A 19,073-nucleotide genomic window follows, 5' to 3' on the forward strand; every position below is an offset into this window, starting at 1 on the left:
GCGAACGCCATGGCGACCACGATTGATCCCAACGCCCCAGTTGCGCCTGATGCGGCCGGAGCCCCAGGCGGGGGCGCCGATGCCGAGCATCTGCCCAATGCCGAGAATCTGGTTGCCGCGCTTGCCGCGCGCCTGGCCGGCGCCCTGCTGCCCGGCGACGAGGTGGATTTCACCGCCGAGCGGCTGACCGAAGCGGCGCGCTTCACTTTGGCGACCGCGGCGTTGCGCAAGGGGCCCGATGCCGCCGTGGCCATCGAATCGATGGGCGGCCAGCGCGCGCTGCGCATTGCCGTGATCAACGACGACATGCCGTTCCTGGTGGATTCGATCGCCTCCACCATCACTGCGCAAGGGCTGACCATCGAAAAGCTGCTGCATCCGGTGCTGGCGGTGCGGCGTGATCCGCTGGGCGCGCTGGTCGATCTGCCGGCCGGCGAGGCGATCGGCGAACTGCGCGAATCGATGATCTACCTGGAAACCGAACGCGCCGATGCCAAGGCGCGCCGGGAACTGGCCGCTGCGCTGGCCGCCACGCTGGCCGATGTGCACGCCGCCGTGGCCGATTGGCCGCAGATGCAGGGCCTGATGCAGCATGATGCGCGCGCCCTGCCCGACCTGGAAGGCGCCGCGCTGCTGCGCTGGCTGGCCGATGGCATGCTGACGCAGCTGGGCCACGTCACCCGCCACCGCGATGGCACGGTGACCGAGGCGCTGGGCATCTGCCGCGCCACCGACGTGCCGCTGCTCTCGGATGCCTCGTTCGAGCGCGCCTTTGCCTGGTTCGACAAGGCCGGCACGCGCGGCGAGGAAGCGGTGCGCATTCCGCTGATCGTCAAGGCCAACCGCATTGCCAACGTGCACCGCCGCGTGCCGCTGGACCTGTTCCTGGTGCCGGTGGTGGAAGGCGGACGGATCACCGCGCTGTCGGTCCATGCCGGGGTGTGGACGAGTTCGGCCCTGGCGGCGACGCCCGATCGCGTGCCGCGCATGCGCAGCCAGCTCGATACCCTGATGAACAAGCTGGGCTTCGACCCGGCAGGCCACGCCGGCAAGGCGCTGGTCCATGCGCTGACCGCGCTGCCGCACGACTTGCTGATCGGCTTTTCCGATGCCGACCTGGAACGCATCGCCACAACGATGATGGGCCTGGTCGACCGGCCGCGCCCCCGCCTGGCACTGGTGCGCGCCGCGTTGGAGCGGCACCTCTATGCCTTTGTCTGGCAGCCGCGCGACAGCCAATCGACCGAAGTGCGCGAACAGGTTGCGCGCATGCTGGAACAGGCCACCGGCGGCCAGGTCATCGACTGGGCCTTGCAGGTGGAAGGCAGCACCCTGGCGCTGACGCGCTTTGCCATCGACATGCGCGGCGAGGAAGACACCCTGGCCGATGGCGGCGAAGGCGTGGACGAAGCGGCGTTGGACGAAGCGTTCCAGACCCTGGTGCGCGGCTGGGATGCGGCGGTGGAAGCCGAGCTGGCCAAGACCGAGGAACAGAGCCGCGCCGCGGCCATCGCCACCCGCTATGCCCCCGCCTTTCCGGTGGGCTATCGCGCCAACTATGGCGCGGCCGAAGCGGCCGGCGACATTCGCGTGCTGCGCGCGCTGACCGCCGATGATGCCCCGCGCCGCGCGGTGCGGCTGCACCGGCTGAGCGGCGAATCGGCGCTGCGCCTCAAGCTGTACCAGCGCGAAGGCGCGATCGTGCTGTCCGACGCGGTGCCGGTGCTGGAAAACTTCGGCTTCCGCGCGCTGGAAGAAGTGCCCACCGCACTCGACCATGGCAAGCTGGGCTTCATCCACGATTTCCTGGTGGCGCATCCGGCCGATACCACGCCCGAGGCGCTGCTGGCGCGATCGACGGCGATCGAGAGCTCGCTGGCCGCCGTGCTCAACGGCGCGGCCGAGGATGATGCGTTCAATCGCCTGATCGTGGCCGTGGGGCTGACCGCGACCGAGGCCAACTGGCTGCGCGCCTGGTATCGCTATTTGCGCCAGGCGGGCATGACGTTTGGCATCGGCACCGTGGTCGATGCGCTGAAGAACGCGGCGGATGTGACGCGCGGCCTGATCGGCCTGTTCCGTGCGCGCCACGATCCCGCCTTCGTGGGAGAGCGCGGGCGTGCCGCCGAAGCGGCCGCCGAACAGATCCGCGCCGGCCTGGCGCAAGTGGCAGCGATCAACGACGACCGCCTGCTGCGCGGTTTCCGCGCCCTGGTCGAAGCGATCCTGCGCACCAATGCCTTTGCCCCGGCTGCGGCCGAAGCCCTGGCTTTCAAGATCGATTCTTCGCTGGTGCCCGGCCTGCCCAAGCCGGTGCCGTGGCGCGAGATCTTCGTCTATTCGCCGCGTGTGGAAGGCATCCACTTGCGCGCCGGGCCGGTGGCGCGCGGCGGTCTGCGCTGGTCTGACCGGCGCGACGATTTCCGCACCGAGATCCTGGGCCTGATGAAGGCGCAGCGCGTGAAGAACGCGGTGATCGTGCCGACCGGGGCCAAGGGCGGGTTCTATCCCAAGCAATTGCCCGACCCGGTGCGGGAGCGCGAGGCCTGGCTGGCTGAAGGCAAGGGCAGCTACCAGGCGTTCATCCGCACGCTGCTGTCGATCACCGACAACATCGTCGATGGCGCGGTGGTGCATCCGCAGGACGTGGTGATCCGCGACGGAGAGGACCCCTATTTCGTGGTCGCCGCCGACAAGGGCACGGCCACCTTCTCCGACGTGGCCAATGCCATTGCGGCGGAGCGCGATTTCTGGCTGGACGACGCTTTCGCCAGCGGCGGTTCAAAGGGCTATGACCACAAGGCCATGGGCATCACCGCCAAGGGCGCATGGCTTTCGGTACAACGCCACTTCCTGGAACTGGGCGTGGACGTGCAGGCCGATCCGGTGCGCGTGGTGGGCGTGGGCGACATGTCGGGCGACGTGTTCGGCAATGGCATGCTGCTGTCCAAGGCACTCAAGATCGTGGCGGCGTTCGACCATCGCCACGTGTTCCTTGATCCCGAGCCCGATCCGGCGAAAAGCTGGGAAGAGCGCGCGCGCCTGTTCGCGCTGCCGCGATCGAGCTGGGACGATTACGACAAGAGCCTGATTTCCGAAGGGGGCGGGGTTTTCCCACGCAGCCTGAAAGCCATTCCCTTGAGCCCGCAAGTGCAGGCGGTGCTGGGCGTGGCCATGGACGAACTCGATCCCGACACGCTCATCGCCCTCATCCTGCAGGCACCGGTGGACCTGTTGTGGTTCGGCGGCATCGGCACCTATGTGAAGGCGTCGAGCGAGGCCAACGTCAACGTGGGTGATCCGGCCAACGACGCGTTCCGCGTTTCGGCCAATGAAGTGCGTGCCCGGGTGATCGGCGAAGGCGCGAACCTGGGCATGACCCAGGCCGCGCGCATCGAATATGCCCTGCACGGTGGGCGGGTGAACACCGACTTCATCGACAATTCGGCCGGCGTCGATTGTTCGGACAACGAGGTGAACATCAAGATCGCGCTGGCCAATGCCAAGCGCGCCGGGCGGTTGGACGAAGATGGCCGCGTTGCCCTGCTGTCCAGCATGACCGACGCGGTGGCGCACCTGGTGCTGGAGGACAACCGGCTGCAGGCGCTGGGCCTGTCGATCGCCGAACGCGGCGGGGTGCAGGCCGTGCCGGCGCTGACCCGGCTGATCGACGTGCTGGAGGAAAGCGGCGACCTCGATCGCAAGACCGAAGGGCTGGCCCCGTCCGACGACTATGCCCGCCGCGCTGCCGCCGGCGCCGGGCTGACCCGGCCCGAACTGGCCGTGCTGGTATCCTCCACCAAGCTGGTGCTGCAGCGCGCGCTGGAAGACAGCCCGGTGGTGGACGATCCGGTGCTGGAAGAGGAACTGCTGGCCGCGTTCCCCGAAGCGATGCGCGAGACGTTCGAGACCGACATCGTGCACCATCGCCTGCGCCGCGAGATCATCGCGACCAAGCTGGCCAACCGCATCGTCAACCGCCTGGGCCCGGTTCATCCCTTCGAACTGGCCGAGGAAGAGGGCATGAGCCTGGCGCAAGTGGCGGCGGCCTTTGTCGCGGCCGAACGCCTGCTGGGCCTGGCGGAAACCTGGGCGCTGCTCGACACCGCGCCGATGGCCGAGGCCTTGCGGCTTTCGCTGTTCGAACGCACCGCGCGCGGCCTGCGCGGCCATATCGCCGACGTGCTGCGTTCGTGCCATGGCACGCTCAAGCCCGATGCCCTGATCGAAGATCTGTGCGGCGGGGTGGGCCGGCTTTCCCACACCACGGCCGAATTGCTGCGCGGCGAAGCCCAGGCCCAGGCCCGGCGCCTGGCGCAGGAACTGGCCGACGCAGGCACCCCGGCCGATGTGGTGGAACGGGTGGTGCACCTGTTCGACCTGGATGGCGCGATCGGCCTGGCGCACCTGGCCGACGAGCTGGACGTGGATGCGGTGGTGCTGACCGGCGCCTTTGCCGACCTGGGCGCCCAGCTGGGCATCGACTGGGCGCAGCAGACCGCAGCGCGGATGAATCCGTCGGACCCGTGGGAGCGGCTGCTGGTGGCGGGCCTTGCCCGCGATTTCCAGCAGATGCGCATGGAATTCCTGCGGCGCATGGGCGGCAGCAATCCCGATGCCACGGCCTATGCCTGGCTCAACGCCAAGGCCGATCCGGTGCGCCAGTTGCGCAGCCTGATCGCCCGCGCCCAGGCCACCGCGGCCGTGACCCCGGCCATGCTGGCGCAGATCGCCAGCCAGGCGCGCAGCCTGCTGCTGCGCTGAGCGGCCCTTGTGCCGGCATTGGCAACGCACCCGATGGGCGCATTGCAAATGCCGGCTTGAGCAAAAATTATGGCGCGTGCGCGCTTGACGCGCCGCGCCGTTTGCCCACAAGCCTCCTCCCCGCGTGAGAGGAGGACTTCATGGGTGCATTCGAAGCGGGCTTTGCGGATGTGGTGATCGTTGGCGCAGGCCACGGTGGCGCACAAGCCGCCATTGCCTTGCGGCAGAACGGCTTTGCCGGATCGATCCTGGTGATCGGTCGCGAGCCGGAATTGCCCTATGAACGCCCGCCGCTGTCCAAGGAATACCTCGCCCGCGACAAGACATTCGACCGCATCACCATTCGCCCCGCGGCCTTCTGGGCCGACAAGCAGGTGGAAATGGCGCTGGGCCACGAAGTGGTGGCAGTCGATCCCGATGCGCGCAGCCTGCGCACGGCCGATGGTGCCACGGTCAGCTATGGCGACCTGATCTGGGCGACCGGCGGCGACGCGCGGCGCCTGTCTTGCGCCGGGCACGACCTGATCGGCGTACACGGCGTGCGCACGCGCGCCGACGCCGACCGCCTGATGGCCGAGCTGGACGCCGGGGCCAAGCGCGCCGTGGTGATCGGCGGCGGCTATATCGGATTGGAAGCAGCCGCCGTGCTGACCAAGCTGGGCTGCCATGTCACGCTGCTCGAAGCGCTGCCGCGCGTGCTGGCGCGCGTGGCCGGCGAAGCGCTGTCCACCTTCTATCAGGACGAGCACCGCGCCCATGGCGTGGACCTGCGCACGCAAGTGGCGGTCGATTGCCTGGAAGGCGATGGCACCAAGGTAACCGGCGTGCGCCTGGCCGATGGCAGCGTGTTGCCCGCCGACCTGGTGATCGTGGGCATCGGCATCATCCCCCAGGTGGGGCCGCTGCTGGCCGCGGGCGCGGGCGGCGGCAACGGGGTGGACGTGGACGAATTCTGCCGCACGTCCTTGCCGCATGTCTATGCGATCGGCGATTGCGCCGCCCATGCCAACGATTTTGCCGATGGCGCGGTGATCCGCCTGGAATCGGTGCAGAACGCCAACGACCAGGCGACCGCCGCGGCCAAGGCGATCTGCGGCGCGCCCGTGCCTTACAAGGCAACGCCGTGGTTCTGGTCCAACCAGTATGACCTGCGCCTGCAGACCGTGGGCCTTTCGACCGGGCACGACCTGGCCGTGCTGCGCGGCGATCCGGGCACGCGCAGCTTTTCGGTGGTCTACCTCAAGCAGGGCAAGGTGATCGCGCTCGATTGCGTGAACATGGTCAAGGACTATGTCCAGGGCAAGAAACTGGTGGAAGCGCGTGCCCCGATCGCGCCCGAACGGCTGGCCGATGCCAGTGTGCCGCTCAAGGAACTGCTCTGAATTTGCCGGCCGCTCAGGCGCGGGGGGCCTGGCGCCTGTAGCTCAACGCCTCGGCGACGTGCACGCGGCCCACGCTGTCTGCGCCGGATAGATCGGCGATGGTGCGCGCCACGCGCAGGATGCGGGTATAGCCGCGTGCCGAAAGGCGCATGGCTTCGGCTGCCTTGAACAGCAATTGCCGCCCCGGCTCGTCGGGCGTGGCAAAGCGTTCGAGCAGGTCGCCGTCCAGCTCGGCATTGTTGCGCCGGTTGCTGCCTTCCAGCCGCGCCGTCTGCCGCGCACGGGCGGCCGCCACGCGCGCGGCCACCTGGTCCGATCCTTCGGCCGGCGGGGGCAGGGCCAGATCGGCAGCCGAGACCGGATCGACTTCGACGTGGAGGTCGATACGGTCGAGCAGCGGCCCCGACACCTTGGACTGGTAATCGGCGGCGCACTTGGGCGCGCGGCTGCAGCCCAGCGCGGGATCGCCCAGGTGGCCGCAGCGGCATGGATTCATCGCCGCAACCAGCTGCACCCGCGCCGGGAAAGTCACATGGGCATTGGCGCGGGCCACGGTCACTTCGCCGGTTTCCAGCGGCTGGCGCAGCGAATCGAGCACGACGCGCTGGAATTCGGGCAGTTCGTCGAGGAACAGCACGCCCAGGTGCGCCAGGCTCACTTCGCCCGGCCGCACGCGCAGGCCACCGCCGGTCAGCGCCGCCATCGAAGCGGAATGGTGGGGGCTGCGAAACGGCCGCGCGCGGCTGATCCGCCCTTCCTCCAGCGTGCCCGCCACCGAGGCGACGAGTGAGGTTTCCAGCGCCTCGCCCGGCGTCAGTTCGGGCAGGATGCCGGGCAGGCACGAGGCCATCAATGACTTGCCCGCGCCCGGCGGCCCCACCAGCAGCAGGTTGTGCCCCCCGGCGGCGGCAATCTCCAGCGCGCGCTTGGCGGTTTCCTGGCCTTTTACCTGCCTGAGGTCGGCCATGCGCACGGGGGGCAGGGCCTGGCCCACCTCGGGCGGGGCGAGGCGCTGCGTGCCTTTGAGGTGGTTGAGCAGCGAGATCAGGTCTGGCGCAGCGATCACGTCGATGCCGCTGGCCCAGCGCGCCTCGCTGCCTTGCGCGGCCGGGCACACCAGGCCCTTTTCCGCCCCGCTGGCGTGCAGCGCAGCCAGCAGCACGCCGGGGCTGGGAATGATCCGCCCATCCAGCGCCAGCTCGCCCACGGCCACATAGTCGGCAATCGTCTCGCGATCGACCACGCCCATCGCCGCCAGCAGGGCCAGCGCGATCGGCAGATCGTAGTGCGAGCCTTCCTTGGGCAGGTCGGCCGGGGAAAGATTGATCGTGATGCGCTTGGGCGGCAGGCTCAGCCCCAGGGCAGCCAGCGCGGAATGCACGCGTTCGCGGCTTTCGCCCACGGCCTTGTCGGGCAGGCCGACCACGCGGAACGAAGGCAGGCCGGGCGCCACCTGGCACTGCACTTCCACCGCGCGGGCTTCCAGCCCCAAGTAAGCCACCGTCGATACCAGCGAAACCATGGCGCGAGGGTTGCCGCCCAGGGCGCTGCGTCACAAGGGGGCGGGGGGTAGTGCTGCCATATCGGTGGCGATTGTTACGCGACAGGCCCTCCCCAAACCCCTCCCGCAAGCGGGAGGGGCTTCTCATTCTCCCTCTCCCGCTTGCGGGAGGGGGTGGGGGGAGGGCATGTTGTCCTCGTCAGCTTAGTGCGCCGCGCCCCAACTGTGGCCGGTGCCGATCTCCACGCCCAGCGGCACGGTGAGCTGGACCGAGGGCGCGGCGGCATTGGCCATCACGGCGCGGATCACGTCGCTCGCCGCCGCCACGTCTTCCTCGGGCAGTTCGAACACCAGTTCGTCGTGCACCTGCAGCAGCATCTTCACGCGGGGCAGGCCGGCGGCTTCCAGTGCGGGCAGCATGCGGGCCATGGCGCGCTTGATGATGTCGGCGCTGGTGCCCTGGATCGGGGCGTTGATCGCGGCGCGCTCGCTGCCCTGGCGTTCGGCCTGGGTGCCCGAATTGATGCGCGGGAACCAGGTCTTGCGGCCGAACAGCGTTTGCGAATAGCCCTTGGCCCGCACGCTCTCGAGCGTTTCGTGGATGTAGCGCTGGATGCCGGGGAACCGCTCGAAATAGCGGTCGATCATCGCCTGGGCTTCATCCGCGCTGGTGGCAAGGCGCGTGGCCAGGCCCCAGCGGCTGATGCCATAGAGGATGGCGAAGTTGATCGTCTTGGCGCGGCCGCGCGTGTCGCGGTTGACCTCGCCGAACAGCTCGCGCGCGGTGCGGGCGTGGATGTCCTCGCCCTGCTCGAACGCGTCGCGCAAGGGCGCCACGTCGGCAATGTGGGCGGCCAGGCGCAGTTCGATCTGCGAATAGTCGGCACTGAGCAGCACATGCCCCGGCGCGGCCACGAAAGCCTCGCGAATCTCGCGGCCGATTTCGGTGCGGATCGGGATGTTCTGCAAGTTGGGATCGTTGGACGATAGCCGCCCGGTCTGCGCCCCCACCAGGCTGTAGCTGGTGTGCACGCGGCCGGTTTCGGGGTTGATCGCGGCCTGCAGGGCATCGGTATAAGTGCTTTTCAGCTTGGACAGCTGGCGCCATTCCAGCACCAGCGTGGCCACTTCGGCGCCCTGCCCGGCGAGCGTTTCCAGCACCGACTGGTCGGTGGAATATTGCCCGCTCTTGCCCTTCTTGCCGCCCTTGTAGCCCAGCTTGTCGAACAGCACCTCGCCCAGCTGCTTGGGGCTGCCGATGGTGAAGGAAACGCCGGCCTTTTCGTGGATCACGCCTTCGAGCCGCGCGATCTCGGCGGCAAAGCGGGTGGAGAGGTTGGCCAGCTGCTCGCGGTCCACGCGGATGCCGTGGCGCTCCATCTGGGCCACGACGGGGACCAGCGGGCGATCGACGCGCTGGTAGATCCGCGTGCCGCCTTCGTCGGAGAGGCGCGGGGCAAACAGCTGGTGCAGGCGCCAGGTCACGTCGGCATCCTCGGCGGCATAGCGCGTGGCATCGGCCAGCGGCACTTCGGCAAAGGAAATCTGCTTCTTGCCGCTGCCGCACACGTCCTTGAACAGCATCGTGGTGTGCTGCAGGTGGCGGCTGGCGAGTTCGTCCATCCCGTGGCCGGCCAGGCCGGTTTCGCTGCGCCCCGCGTCGAGGCAGAAGCTCATCACCATGGTATCGTCGATCGGCGCCACGGCGATGCCGTGGCGGGCCAGCACGGTCAGGTCATACTTGATGTTCTGCCCCACCTTGAGCACCGCATCGCTTTCCAGCAGCGGCTTGAGCGCAGCCAGCGCCTCGGCGCGGGGGATCTGCACCGGCACTTCGCTGAACATGTCGGTGCCGCGATGGCCCAGCGGGATATAGCAGGCCTGGTTCGGCCCCACCGCCAGGCTTACGCCGACCAGATCGGCGCGCATCGAATCGAGCGCCGAGGTTTCGGTGTCGATCGCCACGGTCCGCGCGGCAAAGGCGCGGGTGATCCAGTCCTGCAGTTCGGAGAGGGACTGGACGCAAGGATAGGCATCGCGGTCGATCGCCGGCCAGGCGGGCAGTGGCTGGCGCGTCGATTCGGCCGTGACCGGCGCCGGGCTGCCCGAATCACCTTCCACCAGCGGGGTCGCCGCCGCGAGCGCCGGGCTGCCCAGCTTGCGCAGCAGGCTGGTGAAGCCATGGGTGGACAGGAACGCAGCCAAAGGTTCGGGCGGAATCGGCCCCAGGGCAAAGTCTTCCAGCGGCACGGGCAGCGCGCAATCTTCCTTGAGCGCCACGAGCTGGCGCGACAGGCGGGCCATCTCGGCCTGCTCGATCAGGCTGTCGCGCAGCTTGCCCGCCTTCATCGCCGGCGCGGCGGCCAGCGCGCCTTCCAGCCCGCCGTGTTCCACGATCAGCTTGGTCGCGGTCTTGGGGCCGATGCCGCGAATGCCCGGCACATTGTCTACCGCATCGCCCATCAGCGCGAGCACATCGCCCACCAGTTCGGGCGGCACGCCAAACTTTTCCACAACCTCGGGAATGCCGATGCGCTGGTTCTTCATCGTGTCGAGCATGTCGACACAGCCTGCGCCGCCCTGGGCGCATTTGCCCACCAGCTGCATCAAGTCCTTGTCGGAAGACACGATCGTGACGTCCCAGCCCTGTGCCGTGGCGGCGCGGGCATAGCTGGCGATCAGATCGTCGGCCTCAAGGCCGTCTTCCTCGATGCAGGCCAGGCTGAACGCGCGCGTGGCATCACGGATCAGCGGGAACTGCGGCTTGAGGTCTTCGGGCGGCGGCGGGCGATTGGCCTTGTACTGATCGTACAGGGCATTGCGGAACGTGATCGAGCCCTTGTCGAGAATCACCGCCAGATGCGTGGGGCCATCGGCCTTGTGCAGGTCTTCTGCCAGGCGCCACAGCATCGTGGTATAGCCATAGACCGCGCCCACCGGGGTACCCTGCGGGTTCGTGAGCGGCGGCAGGCGGTGATAGGCGCGGAAGATATAGGCCGAGCCATCGACGAGATAGAGGTGATTGCGGGAATCCATGGAATGCGTCCTAGCGCTTCGCCCGGCATTTGGAAAATGGCCGTTTGGAAAATGGGCCGCAGGGGATTTTCGCCACGCTGCCCACGGACAAGCGCAAGTGCGCGATTTTGTGTGCATATGCGCAATAGCCCTGATGGGCATTTAACGCTTTGTCGCTGCAAAAGGGCATTTGGGCGCAGCAGCGCTCGCGCAAAAAACCCTTGCCGCTAAGGGCGATAGCGACGGCCCGTCGCAATGCTGTCGTCTTGTGCTTGCAAGCCGATGAATTGCCGATTAATTGGGACGTCGAAGTCTACCGTGGGAGTAGGCTTTGCGGCGGGCTTTGCCCGGCGCGGTTCACTTCAATCCAGGGATTGTAACGCATGCGCAAGCTCATCCTCGCCGCCGTCGCCGGCACCGCCTTCGCCCTCGCCGGCTGCTCGGAAAAGCCGGCTGACACTGCCACTGAAGCTGCCAGCGAAGCTGCTGACGCTTCGGCCGACGCTTCGGCTGCTGCTGCTGACGCCAGCGCTTCGGCTTCGGAAGCCGCCGCTGACGCGAGCGCTGCCGCGAAGATGTAATCCCAGCCCGCAAGGGCAGGTTACAGATAGAAAAGGGCGTAGCCTTCGCGGCTGCGCCCTTTTTCGCATGTGCAGCGCGAATCGCCGGTCCCGGCCTGTGTGCGGTGCAGCGATGTTGCCGCACAACGCAAATGGCCCCCTCTTCTTCAGAGGAGGGGGTTGGGGGTGGTGCCGGGCCTTGCGCCAAGGGGCCGCGACAAGCGCGGCCCGAACGGCTCTTGTTCTGGATTATCAACGGCTCCGTTCGCCCTGAGCCTGTCGAAGGGCCCGCGCGTTACCGCCGCCGCGAAACTTCGCCGGTCAGGTTCGGCCCGTCGGACGGAGTGAGGAAGCCTTCATAGAGCGTGGCGGCGATGCGCGAGATCATGCCGGCCTGGGCGGTGTGGTTTTCCGGCCCGGCCACGAAGATCGCCATGGCCAGGTGCCGGCCATCGGGCATGCGCACGATGCCCACGTCGTCGGTCACGCCGGCCAGCGTGCCGGTCTTGTGGGCCAGCAGCACGCCTTCGGGCAGGCCGGCACGAATGCGGTTCTTGCCGGTGCTGGTGCGGGTCATGGTGTCGAGCAGCACGGCACGGGCCTGGGGGCTGAGCGCGCCGCCCCGGTCGATCGCGGAAAGCAGCGCGATCATGGCGCGCGGCGTGCTCGACGTGCCGGTGTCGATCGCGCGGGCCGGGTTGATTCGCCCGTCGTCGCGCACCAGCGTGGCCATGGTATGGTCCAGGTGCTGGCCCGAAATGCCGGTCTGCACCAGGAAGCGGTTGACCGCGCCGATCCCGCCAACCGCAGCAATCAGCCCGTCGGTGGCGTGGTTGTCGCTGCGCGTGATCATGCGTTCCAGCAGAGTCTGCGCGGTATAGACCGGGCCGGGGCGCACCATCGCCACCAGATTGCGGCGCCCGGCCGGCTCGGGCACCGGCATCATCATCGGCAATTGCTGGTCCAGCCGGAAGCGGCCTTGCTCCACCATCTGCAGGAACGTGGCGGCGACGGCCACCTTGGCGGTGCTGGCCATGGGGAAGGGCATGTCGCCATTGATCAGCACTTGCCCGCCGCCATCCAGGTCCATCGCGGCAACGCCCACGCGGCCCCGCGCAGCAGCGGCAATGGCGGCAACCCGTTGCTGGATGGCCAGATCGCGTGCGCTTTGCACGGCGGCCGGCGGCCGGCTCTGCACGGCCGGGCTGGTGGCGGCCAAGGCCGGAAAGGCCGCCAGAACGGCAGCCAGGATGCGCAGTTTACGCTTGGATTGAAACCCGACCATTATGAGGGATTACCCCGACCCATCTTATTATTTCGTTGCGCCAGGATAAGCCATTGTGACTCCGGCGCAAAGGCAGGTGGTTCCCCGATTCGCCGCCACCCGGCGCACAGGCGCTGCAATTCGTCGCAAGTGTAAAATGCGGCGGCGTTTCTAACCGAGTGTGCCGGCTTGCGCCGGCGTCAATCGTCCATGTCGTGCATCATCTGGTCGGGCGCCAAATCGCTGAATCGCGTGATCCGCGCTTCGAAGCGCAGGCGCACTTTCCCGGTAGAGCCGTGGCGCTGCTTGGCCACGATCAGTTCGGCCAGGCCGAACACGCGCTCCATTTCCGCGGCCCAGGCGGCGTGGGCCTCGTGGGTCTTGGCGTCGTCGCTTTCCACCGGGCGCTTGGGCTCGCGCGAGGCGACGTAATAGTCTTCGCGGAAGACGAACCAGACCATGTCGGCGTCCTGCTCGATCGAGCCCGATTCGCGCAAGTCCGAGAGCATCGGCCGCTTGTCGTCACGCTGTTCCACCGCGCGCGACAGCTGCGACAGGGCGATCACCGGAACCGAGAGTTCCTTGGCCAGGGTCTTGAGGCCGCGCGAGATTTCCGAGATTTCGTTGACGCGGTTGTCGGACCGGCCCGAGCCCGAGAGCAGCTGGAGATAGTCGACCACGATCAGCCCGATATCGTGCCGCCGCTTCAACCGGCGGGCGCGGGTGCGCAGCGCACCGATCGACAGGCCGGGCGTGTCATCGATATAGAGCGGCAGTTCGGCCAGGCGCTGGCTGGCGAACGACAGCTGCTGGAAATCCTCGCGGCTGATGCGGCCCATGCGCAGCGATTCGGAACTGATGCCCGATTGTTCGGCCAGGATACGCGTGGCCAGCTGGTCCGCGCTCATTTCCAGGCTGAAGAACGCCACGGCGGCGCCCACCGAATCCTTGACCGGGATGCCGCGCGCCATGTCGTCGCGCAGCCGGTCGGCGGCGTTGAACGCGATGTTGGTGACGAGCGATGTCTTGCCCATGCCCGGACGCCCGGCCAGGATGATCAAGTCCGAATCGTGCAGGCCGCCGATCTTTTCGTTGACCGAGGTAAGGCCGGTGGTCTTGCCCGAGATATGGCCGCCCGATAGCAGCGCCTTCTCGATCATTTCCAGGCTGGCGCGGGTGGCCTGGCCGAACGTCTGCGCCTCGTTGCCGGTCTGCGCGCCTTCGGCCACGGAAAACAGCGCGGCTTCGGCCTGTTCCACCTGTTTGAGCGGCTCCACCGTCTCGCTGGTGTCCATCGCGCCTTCGACCAGGTTGCGCCCCACGCTGATCAACTCGCGCAGCAGGGCCAGGTCATAGATCTGCTGGGCCAGTTCGCGCGGCGCCAACAGGCCCTGCCCATCGCCGGTCAACCGCGCGAGATAGGCGGTGCCGCCCAGCTCTTTCAGCTCCTCGTCGCTTTCGAAATAGGGCTTGAGCGTGACGGGCGTGACGATCGCCTTGCGGTCGATGAGCGCCAGGATGCGTTCGAACACGCGGCCATGCACGGGGGCAAAGAAATGATCGGGCCGCAAGGGCACGGTCATTTCCTCCAGGATGCGGTTGTCGATCAGAACGGCGCCGAGAAAGGCAGCCTCTGCCTCGACATTGGCGGGAAGCGCACGGACCTCGCTGGCCGGACGCGCGAGAATGGCTTCGCTGGCGGACATGACATCAAAATGAACCAAGCCCCGGGGTGTGGCAAGGCGCCGATGCGGCTCGCCCGTCCAGCCGTTTTCCACAGCCTGTGGACGGATTGCCCCGTCCTGACCCAAAGGTAGGACGCCACAAGGCGGCAAGGCGCTTGCTGCGCGCCTTCGCATGTTGCAACTATCGCCTCCTTATGGCGGACCCGCGCATCTCGCATATCGAGCTGGACGAAGCGACGATCGTCTGGCGCAACGCCGATGTGGAGCAGGAACGCCGCGTCGCGATCTTCGACCTGATCGAGGAAAACACGTTTCGTCCGCTGCGCGCCTGCGCCGCCGGCCATGAAGGACCCTATCGCCTGCGCCTGTCGGTGCACGATGGGCGCCTGACCCTCGACATCGCCGATGAAGGCGGCGCGCTGCTGGAAAGCGTGGTGCTGGGCCTCGGGCGGTTCCGCCGCCCGATCCGCGAATATTTCGCCATCTGCGACAGCTATTACCAGGCGATTCGCCGTGCCACCGCGCAAGAGATCGAGACGATCGACATGGCCCGGCGCGGCGTGCACAACGAAGCGGCAGAGCTGCTGCTGGAGCGCCTGGACGGCAAGGTGGAAACCGATTTCGCCACCGCGCGCCGCCTGTTCACGCTGATCTGCGTGCTGCAAATCCGGGGATAGGGGCGGGAGCAAAAGCCCCCTCCGACGGCCTTCGGCCGCCACCTCCCCCCGCAAGCAGAGGGCGGATCTGGGGTTCGCGCGCATTTTGACGTCATGTCCCCCATGCCCTATGGGCCGCGCTTGCACAGCAAGGCTTGGGGCGAATCTCTTTCATGGCAAAGCGCAGGAATACGGCGTGGCGGCGCGCGCTGGCGGCATTGCTGCTGGCGGCGCTGATCGGCGCGGGCCTGCTGTGGTGGCAATCGCGGGTGTGGCGGCCCGATCGCCAGCGCTTTGCGGTCCAGGGCGCCTGGGCCGATGTCCACGATGCACCGGTCGATTGGCGCCTGCTCAAGGGCGATGGCGCCGATTTTGCCTATCTGACGGCCAGCGAGGGCCCGCAGCGCCGCGACGAAGCCTTTACCGACAGCCTGGACCAGGCACGCGCCGCCGGGCTGCAAGTGGGCGCGGTGCATGTTTATGACCTGTGCGCGCCAGGCGATGCCCAGGCCGCCAATTTCGTGACGATGGTGCCGCGCGACGATGCCCTGCTGCCGCCGGCCGTGGCGCTCGATATCGATTCGCGCTCTTGCCCCACCCCGCCAACCGAGGCGGCACTGCAAAGCGAGCTGACCACCTTCCTCAACCAGGTGGAAATGCACAGCGGCAAGCCGGCCATCCTGATGCTCTCGCGCGGGATCGAAAGCCGCTATCACCTGGCGGCGGTGATCGACCGCAACATCTGGGTACGGCAGGACTATATCGAGCCCGGCTATGCCGGCCGCCCCTTCGTGATGTGGACCGCCACCGATCGCTACCACGGCAAGGCCGCGCCCGGCCCGCTGCGCTGGGTGGTGGTGCAACCTTGATGGATGTGAAGACGATGCCTGATGAAGCCACCCGCGCCGCGCTGATCGCCAAGGCGCGCGCCGCGCGCGACACCGCCTATGCCCCCTATTCGCGGTTCACCGTGGGCGCGGCGCTGCTGTTCGACGATGGCAGCGTGGTGACCGGGTGCAACGTGGAAAACGCCAGCTATGGCCTTTCGCTATGTGCCGAAACCGTGGCTTGTGCCAACGCGGCCCATGCCGGCCAGCGCGGCGGGCTGATTGCCGTGGCGGTGGCCGGCGGGCCCGAAGGCGTGGACGGCGATCCGATCACGCCATGCGGCCGCTGCCGCCAGGTGCTGCACGAACAGGCCGCACTGGGCGGCACCGATCCGCTGGTGCTGAGCGCCGGGGGCGATGGCGTCGTGGTTGAAGAGCGGCTGTCATTCCTGCTACCGCGCGCGTTCGGCCCGGCCTATCTCGGCTGACCGCTTTTCATCCGCACACGCAAAGGACCAGCCTTGTCCATTCTTTCCGACAAGTGGATTCGCAACAAGGCACTCACCGAAGGCATGATCGAGCCTTTCGTGGAAAACCAGCGCCGCGATGGCTGCATCAGCTATGGCCTCTCGTCCTATGGCTATGACGCGCGCGTGGCCGACGAGTTCAAGATTTTCACCAACGTGGATTCGGCGATCGTCGATCCCAAGGATTTCGCGAGCAATTCGTTCGTCGATCGGCAGACTGACGTGTGCGTGATCCCGCCCAACTCGTTCGCCCTGGCCCGCACGGTGGAATATTTCCGCGTGCCGCGCGACGTGCTGGTGATCTGCCTGGGCAAATCCACCTATGCCCGCTGCGGCATCATCGTGAACGTCACGCCGCTCGAACCGGGCTGGGAAGGCCACGTCACTCTGGAATTTTCCAACACCACGCCGCTGCCTGCGCGCATCTATGCCAACGAAGGCGCGTGCCAGTTCCTGTTCCTGCAAGGGAACGAACCTTGCGAGGTCAGCTATGCCGATCGCGCCGGCAAATACATGGGCCAGCGCGGGGTGACCCTGCCGCGTCTTTGAGGCGGCCATTCCGGGCAACACGGAACCTAACCGGCCTTGCCACCATTGTTGCCGCATATTCCTCGTCTGAGGACGGGGGCGGACAACGGTTTGGAAAGGTACGCCCATGAACACGATCGCGGCCCTGGCAGGGCGCATCCTGCTATCGCTTCTTTTCATCATCTCTGGCCTGGGAAAGCTGTTTGACCTGAGCAGCGCCCAGGTTGCCCTGGCCGGCGTTGGCCTGTCGCCCGATCTGGCGCTGCCGGCCGGCCTGTTCGAACTGGTCGGAGGCCTGGCGCTCGCGTTTGGCGTGGCCACGCGGCTTTTTGCAGTGCTGCTCGCCGGCTTCACGCTGCTCACCATCCTGTTCTTCCACCATAACCTGCTCGATCACACCCAGGTGGTCGAAGCGCTGAAGAACCTGGCGATTGCCGGGGGCCTGCTGGCGCTGTTTGCCCATCGCCAGGTGGCGTGGAGCTATGACGGCCTGCGCGCCCGCCGCGATCGCGAAAGCGTGGCACGCGACGCCGAAATGCGCGCCGCGCGTGCGGAAGGCCGGGCCGAAGCGCTTTCGGAAACCACGGTGGCAGGAACGCCCGTGACCCGCGTGGAAACGGTTACCGATGTCGATGGCAATCCCACCGGCACCGTGGCCGTCGCCCGCCGTCGCTGGTGGCAGATCTAAGCCGTTGACCGGTGCCGTCCTCCCCGGCGGCACCGGCCCGCCAAGCTAGGGCCGCTTGAGCGCAGCGATGCAGGCGGCCCGGTCCACCTCTCGCCCGTCGCCGCGCCGCGCATCGACATACGTCGCGGTGGGGCGACCCCCGCCTTGCGGCGGATAGAGGTAGACATCGAGAATGCAGGCCGCGCCGCTCCATTGCAGCTTGCGTGCATCTTCTTCCTTGATGTCCAGCCGCGGCGGGCCGAACTGCCGCACGAGCGCATCGCCGTCAGCGCCGATCACGCCTTGCAGGCCAGGCGCGACCTGGATCGTAGGCGCCGGGCGCGGCTGTGGCGCAGGCAGATGGGCCGGTGGCCGCTTGGGCGGTGGCAGCCGCGAAGGCGCCTTGGGGCCGCTGGGCACGGCGCCACTGCAGCCCGCCACCAGCGCTGCACCAAAGGCGGCAAGGGCCAGGCCACGCCAGGCTCCTTCGCGTCGGGACGGGCGGGAAACGCCGAAACCGGATCGGGCAGGGGCGAGCATCGGGGCAGAGCGCAGCATGGCTGCGTTGATGGCGTGCCCGGCGTGGCGATGCAAGCGGCCGCAAGCGGCCTTGCGGCCGGCCGATGCTGCGGGTAGGCGGCAGGGTGACTGCTTCCCCATTTCGTTGCGAAAGAGACCATGGCCGAAACTGCTGCCGACCACCGTTTTGACGTCATCGCCATCGGCAATGCCATTGTCGACGTTATGGCCCCCGCCACCGACGACGAGATCGCCCGGCTGGGCCTGGCCAAGGGGGGCATGACGCTGGTGGACGCAGACCGCGCCGCCGCGCTCTATGCCGCGATGGGCCCTGCCCGCGAAATCTCGGGCGGATCGGCCGCCAACACGCTGGCCGGCCTGGCCGCGCTTGGCGCTTCGTGCGCGTTCATCGGCCAGGTCGCCGACGACCAGTTCGGCCGCGTCTTTGCCCACGACATTCGCGCCGGCAAGATCGCCTTCGACACCGCCGCACGGGCCGGCGATCCGCCGACGGCGCAGTGCCTGATCTTCGTGACGCCCGATGGCCAGCGCACGATGAACACGTTCCTGGGCGCCTCGCAGTTCCTGCCCGCCGCAGCGCTCGACGAAACGCTGATCGCGGCCTCCCGCGTGCTCTATCTCGAAGGCTATCTGTGGGACCCGGAAGAGCCGCGCGCCGCGATGCGCAAGGCGATTGCCGCCGCCCGCGCCGCCGGCACGCAAGTGGCCTTCACCCTGTCGGACGCCTTCGTGATTTCGCGTCACGGCGACGATTTCCGCGCGCTGATCGCCGACGGGATGATCGACATCCTGTTCGCCAACGAACACGAACTCGCCGCCCTGACCGGCAAGGCCGATTTCCACGATGGCATGGCCGCGCTTTCCAACGTCCCCACCCTGGTGGTCACGCGTGGCGAACTGGGCGCCCATGCCCGCCATGGCACCGATGAAGCCCATGTCCCGGCCCAGCCGATCGCCAAGGTGGTAGATACGACCGGTGCGGGCGACTTGTTTGCTGCCGGTTTCCTTCACGGCCACGTGCGCGGCCTGTCGCTCAGCGAAAGCCTGACGCTGGGCGCGATCTGCGCGGCCGAGGTGATCTCGCACTATGGTGCGCGGCCCGAAGCCGATCTCAAGGCGCTGACCGGCCTGGCCTAAGCAATGCGGGGCGCTGCGTA

At 67.8% G+C, this 19,073-nt stretch carries 14 protein-coding genes; 9 read left to right on the plus strand and 5 right to left on the minus strand.

Features of this window, described 5'->3' with window-relative positions:
* Positions 1 to 9: 9 nt before the first annotated feature.
* Complete coding sequence (locus tag FHT19_RS14315) at positions 10 to 4,764, plus strand: NAD-glutamate dehydrogenase domain-containing protein (protein ID WP_169475657.1); 4,755 nt, start codon at positions 10 to 12, stop codon at positions 4,762 to 4,764.
* 140 nt (positions 4,765 to 4,904) lie between these two features.
* Entirely contained in the window at positions 4,905 to 6,146 is a 1,242-nt protein-coding gene (locus FHT19_RS14320) for an FAD-dependent oxidoreductase (RefSeq protein WP_168555791.1), read from the plus strand.
* A gap of 13 nt (positions 6,147 to 6,159) precedes the next feature.
* On the opposite strand, the gene FHT19_RS14325 is transcribed toward FHT19_RS14320, so the two are convergent.
* Together FHT19_RS14325 and polA are read right to left on the minus strand one after the other, a co-directional pair.
* Complete coding sequence (locus FHT19_RS14325; protein WP_169475658.1) at positions 6,160 to 7,668, minus strand: YifB family Mg chelatase-like AAA ATPase; 1,509 nt, start codon at positions 7,666 to 7,668, stop codon at positions 6,160 to 6,162.
* A gap of 183 nt (positions 7,669 to 7,851) precedes the next feature.
* Entirely contained in the window at positions 7,852 to 10,683 is a 2,832-nt protein-coding gene (gene polA, locus FHT19_RS14330; protein ID WP_169475659.1) for a DNA polymerase I, read from the minus strand.
* Positions 10,684 to 11,045: 362 nt separating this feature from the next.
* On the opposite strand from polA, the gene FHT19_RS14335 reads away from it, so the two are divergent.
* A complete protein-coding gene (locus FHT19_RS14335) occupies positions 11,046 to 11,243 on the plus strand; it encodes a hypothetical protein (RefSeq protein ID WP_022677666.1) in 198 nt (65 codons plus the stop codon).
* A gap of 274 nt (positions 11,244 to 11,517) precedes the next feature.
* Here the strand turns inward: FHT19_RS14335 and FHT19_RS14340 are convergent, their stop codons facing one another.
* Together FHT19_RS14340 and FHT19_RS14345 are read right to left on the minus strand one after the other, a co-directional pair.
* Positions 11,518 to 12,507: a serine hydrolase gene (locus FHT19_RS14340; protein ID WP_168555788.1), complete on the minus strand. Its 990-nt coding sequence runs from the start codon at positions 12,505 to 12,507 to the stop codon at positions 11,518 to 11,520.
* Between the two features lie 179 nt (positions 12,508 to 12,686).
* On the minus strand, positions 12,687 to 14,192 hold the full coding sequence (locus FHT19_RS14345) for a replicative DNA helicase (protein ID WP_168555787.1): 1,506 nt from the start codon (positions 14,190 to 14,192) through the stop codon (positions 12,687 to 12,689).
* 173 nt (positions 14,193 to 14,365) lie between these two features.
* Between FHT19_RS14345 and FHT19_RS14350 the strand changes: the two genes are divergently transcribed.
* The 5 genes from FHT19_RS14350 to FHT19_RS14370 all read left to right on the plus strand — a co-directional run bounded on the left by FHT19_RS14350 (position 14,366) and on the right by FHT19_RS14370 (position 17,397).
* Complete coding sequence (locus FHT19_RS14350) at positions 14,366 to 14,848, plus strand: UPF0262 family protein (RefSeq protein WP_169475660.1); 483 nt, start codon at positions 14,366 to 14,368, stop codon at positions 14,846 to 14,848.
* 152 nt (positions 14,849 to 15,000) lie between these two features.
* Positions 15,001 to 15,696: a glycoside hydrolase family 25 protein gene (locus FHT19_RS14355; RefSeq protein ID WP_169475661.1), complete on the plus strand. Its 696-nt coding sequence runs from the start codon at positions 15,001 to 15,003 to the stop codon at positions 15,694 to 15,696.
* Positions 15,697 to 15,710: 14 nt separating this feature from the next.
* Positions 15,711 to 16,142 (plus strand): cytidine deaminase, encoded by a 432-nt coding sequence (locus FHT19_RS14360; RefSeq protein WP_211184928.1) that lies wholly within the window; start codon positions 15,711 to 15,713, stop codon positions 16,140 to 16,142.
* 33 nt (positions 16,143 to 16,175) lie between these two features.
* Complete coding sequence (gene dcd / locus FHT19_RS14365) at positions 16,176 to 16,730, plus strand: dCTP deaminase (protein WP_168555783.1); 555 nt, start codon at positions 16,176 to 16,178, stop codon at positions 16,728 to 16,730.
* A gap of 106 nt (positions 16,731 to 16,836) precedes the next feature.
* A complete protein-coding gene (locus FHT19_RS14370) occupies positions 16,837 to 17,397 on the plus strand; it encodes a DoxX family protein (RefSeq protein ID WP_169475663.1) in 561 nt (186 codons plus the stop codon).
* 45 nt (positions 17,398 to 17,442) lie between these two features.
* Here FHT19_RS14370 and FHT19_RS14375 read toward each other — a convergent pair whose 3' ends face one another.
* Complete coding sequence (locus FHT19_RS14375) at positions 17,443 to 17,766, minus strand: hypothetical protein (RefSeq protein ID WP_248290494.1); 324 nt, start codon at positions 17,764 to 17,766, stop codon at positions 17,443 to 17,445.
* 288 nt (positions 17,767 to 18,054) lie between these two features.
* Between FHT19_RS14375 and FHT19_RS14380 the strand changes: the two genes are divergently transcribed.
* Positions 18,055 to 19,053 carry an adenosine kinase gene (locus FHT19_RS14380; RefSeq protein ID WP_169475664.1) on the plus strand — a complete coding sequence of 333 codons (999 nt, stop codon included), beginning with the start codon at positions 18,055 to 18,057 and terminating at the stop codon, positions 19,051 to 19,053.
* Positions 19,054 to 19,073 lie beyond the last annotated feature (20 nt).

Source organism: Novosphingobium sp. SG919 (genome assembly GCF_012932495.1).
Lineage (GTDB): Bacteria > Pseudomonadota > Alphaproteobacteria > Sphingomonadales > Sphingomonadaceae > Novosphingobium > Novosphingobium rhizosphaerae.